The sequence below is a fragment of the Bradyrhizobium sp. genome (assembly GCF_016462955.1).
In the GTDB taxonomy this organism is placed as follows: domain Bacteria; phylum Pseudomonadota; class Alphaproteobacteria; order Rhizobiales; family Xanthobacteraceae; genus Bradyrhizobium.
This window is the reverse complement of sequence record NZ_JAEMSD010000116.1, coordinates 1-2,162: the sequence shown is the minus strand read 5'-3', so window position 1 is coordinate 2,162 and position 2,162 is coordinate 1. Positions and strand designations below refer to the sequence as shown.

Below are 2,162 nucleotides of genomic sequence, written 5' to 3'. Positions count from 1 at the left end.
CGAACTGAGCCGGAAGCCCAAGCCCGCTGGAAAACCTCAACCCGCCGGCGATCGGCGCGGCGCGGTTGCCGGCTTGATCATCGCGGTTGTCATCCTCGCCGTCGGCTGGTGGCTTGCCCGCGACCTGACCTCGGCCAGCAAGATGCAGGACTGCCTGATGTCGGGCCGCACCAATTGCAATGTGATCGAGCCTGCTCGCTAGGTGCGCCCGGGAGCCCGGGGCCGAAAAAATGCCGTGATCTTAATCATTTGTAACGGGACTTAGCCGATCAAGAAGGGCAGTTATTTCGGCCGGCATCAGCCTGGCGCGTGACGATTCGTCGATCGCGCCGGGACCACGGCCATCGCAAGAGCAGGGGGCGAGTACGCATGAGTGCGTCCAGACGCGTCAAGATCATCATTCCCATGGTTTCGGCCATCTCGTTGCTGGCGCTGCCGGCTCAGGCGCAAGATGCCAGACCGCGGAGCGAGGCCAGCCAACCTCAGGCGCGGCCAGCCGCAGGCCCGCCGCCTCAGTCCGATCAGAACGTCCGCAGAGGTCCCTCGCCGCAACAGGCGGCCCGGCCCGCGCCGCAACCCGGCGCGCAGCCTCGTGCCGGCGGTCCCGGTCCGCACCAAGCGGGCGGCCCGCCGCCCGGCCGCCATTACGCCCGCGGTCCCGCACCGGAGCGCAATTGGGGCGGTCACGCCTATCGCGGCAACCGCGCCTGGGATGGCGGGCGCTGGCGCCACGAAGTCCGCAACGGCCGCTCCGGCTGGTGGTGGGACGTAGGCGGCGTCTGGTATTATTATCCGCAGCGCATGGCCGGCCCGCCCGCCTACATCTCGGAGGACTATATCGATGATATGCCGGTGGCCTATGCTCCGCCGGTCACCTATGCACCGCCACCCCCGCCGCCGCAGCCGGCTGATCCCGGCGTCAGCGCGCTTGGCGGCGCGATCGTCGGAGGTGTGCTGGGCGGCCTGATCTCGGGCAATGCAACAGGGGCTGCCGCAGGCGCGGTTCTCGGCGGTGCGACCGGTGCGATCGCCGGCGCCACCGCGGCGTCGCAGCCTGGCTATTACTGGGCGCAGGGCACTTGCTATTATCGCTACCCGAACGGCCAATATGTCCAGGCCGATCCCCGCGCATGCTACTGAGTCCTCAGGGGCGGATTGCAGCACCGAGGCGGGCTTAGGCCCGCCTTGTTTTTTCGAGCGGGGCGACTCGTGCGTCAGGACACGAGCCAGCTGAAGAACGCGATCGTGCCCCAGACCAGGCCGCTGATCCAGGCCACCATCACGACGCCAATTGTGCCGAGACAGGCGACGCGGAGCATGCTCGTGCGATGTCGTTGCGTCGGGACGATGATTTCGGTTGCTGCTTTGCGCGTCATCACCGGACATCACCCATGAAGGCTCGCCGTGACTTTAGCGGACATGGCCGTGGGCAGGCTATGACATGGTTCACACATCGGCCCGCCGGCCTGACGGAGACCCCGCAATCTTACGGATGAAATTGCCACGCGCTTGTCCAGATGGCCGGCTAAGCTCTGCCTCATGTGCATCAAGTACGATCCACAGCATGAGGCCGAGGCCGCAATGAAGCGCGCCGCGGAGGCTGACGGTGCCGACAGGCAACGGCTGATCCAGCTGGCCTTGGCTTGGTACGAACTCGCCCGCGATCCGCGCGATGAGCCGACCGACCTCTGTGATGCAGCCGGGCAAACGCCTCCGGTCCGATAGCGGCGGCACGAGAAAACCCCGTGCTCGGGGGACGAGCACGGGGTTGTTCAAGGCCGATCGCGGCTGGCGGATCGGCACCACTGAAGCCGGTTACTCAACGCTCTCGCCGCGCCTTCGTTCCGTCTCGATGCGCAGGCGCTGCAAGGACCGGCGGAAGGAACCTACGTTCCGCGGCAAACGTTGTGCGGCTATGACCGACCCCGAATTACGTGCGCAGTCCTTCGAGATCGCCTGGCGATATCTCGACCAGTCCGGCCTGCTCACGGGTGAGCACAAGGATTCCGCCCGCTTCATTCTGAACCGGATCGATCGCATGATGCTGCGCGGCGAGCGACGCAGGCTGCTGTTGTCGAATGCCGCGATCGATGCGTATCGGCTGCGGCCCGTGCTTGTGAGCGCATGATCGATCCGGCAAGCCATTCTTAACAAGTGCTCGG

General features: G+C 66.1%; 4 protein-coding genes. 3 read left to right on the top strand and 1 reads right to left on the bottom strand.

From position 1 onward, the window contains the following. Window positions 1-4: 4 nt before the first annotated feature. Complete coding sequence (locus JHD07_RS14600; protein ID WP_291623325.1) at window positions 5-202, top strand: hypothetical protein; 198 nt, start codon at window positions 5-7, stop codon at window positions 200-202. A gap of 167 nt (window positions 203-369) precedes the next feature. Further along, a complete protein-coding gene (locus JHD07_RS14595; RefSeq protein WP_291623293.1) occupies window positions 370-1,140 on the top strand; it encodes a hypothetical protein in 771 nt (256 codons plus the stop codon). Window positions 1,141-1,214: 74 nt separating this feature from the next. Here the strand turns inward: JHD07_RS14595 and JHD07_RS14590 are convergent, their stop codons facing one another. After that, complete coding sequence (locus JHD07_RS14590) at window positions 1,215-1,376, bottom strand: hypothetical protein (protein ID WP_291623292.1); 162 nt, start codon at window positions 1,374-1,376, stop codon at window positions 1,215-1,217. Window positions 1,377-1,768: 392 nt separating this feature from the next. Between JHD07_RS14590 and JHD07_RS14585 the strand changes: the two genes are divergently transcribed. Beyond that, the gene (locus tag JHD07_RS14585; protein WP_291623290.1) at window positions 1,769-2,128 is read left to right on the top strand and encodes a hypothetical protein; all 360 of its coding nucleotides are present in this window, start codon (window positions 1,769-1,771) and stop codon (window positions 2,126-2,128) included. Window positions 2,129-2,162 lie beyond the last annotated feature (34 nt).

What these genes read in the sequence shown, in the direction of transcription:
- JHD07_RS14595 (WP_291623293.1), top strand. Translation starts at nt 370, where the DNA reads ATGAGTGCGTCCAGACGCGTCAAGATCATCATTCCCATGGTTTCGGCC.
- JHD07_RS14590 (WP_291623292.1), bottom strand. Translation starts at nt 1,376, where the DNA reads ATGACGCGCAAAGCAGCAACCGAAATCATCGTCCCGACGCAACGACAT.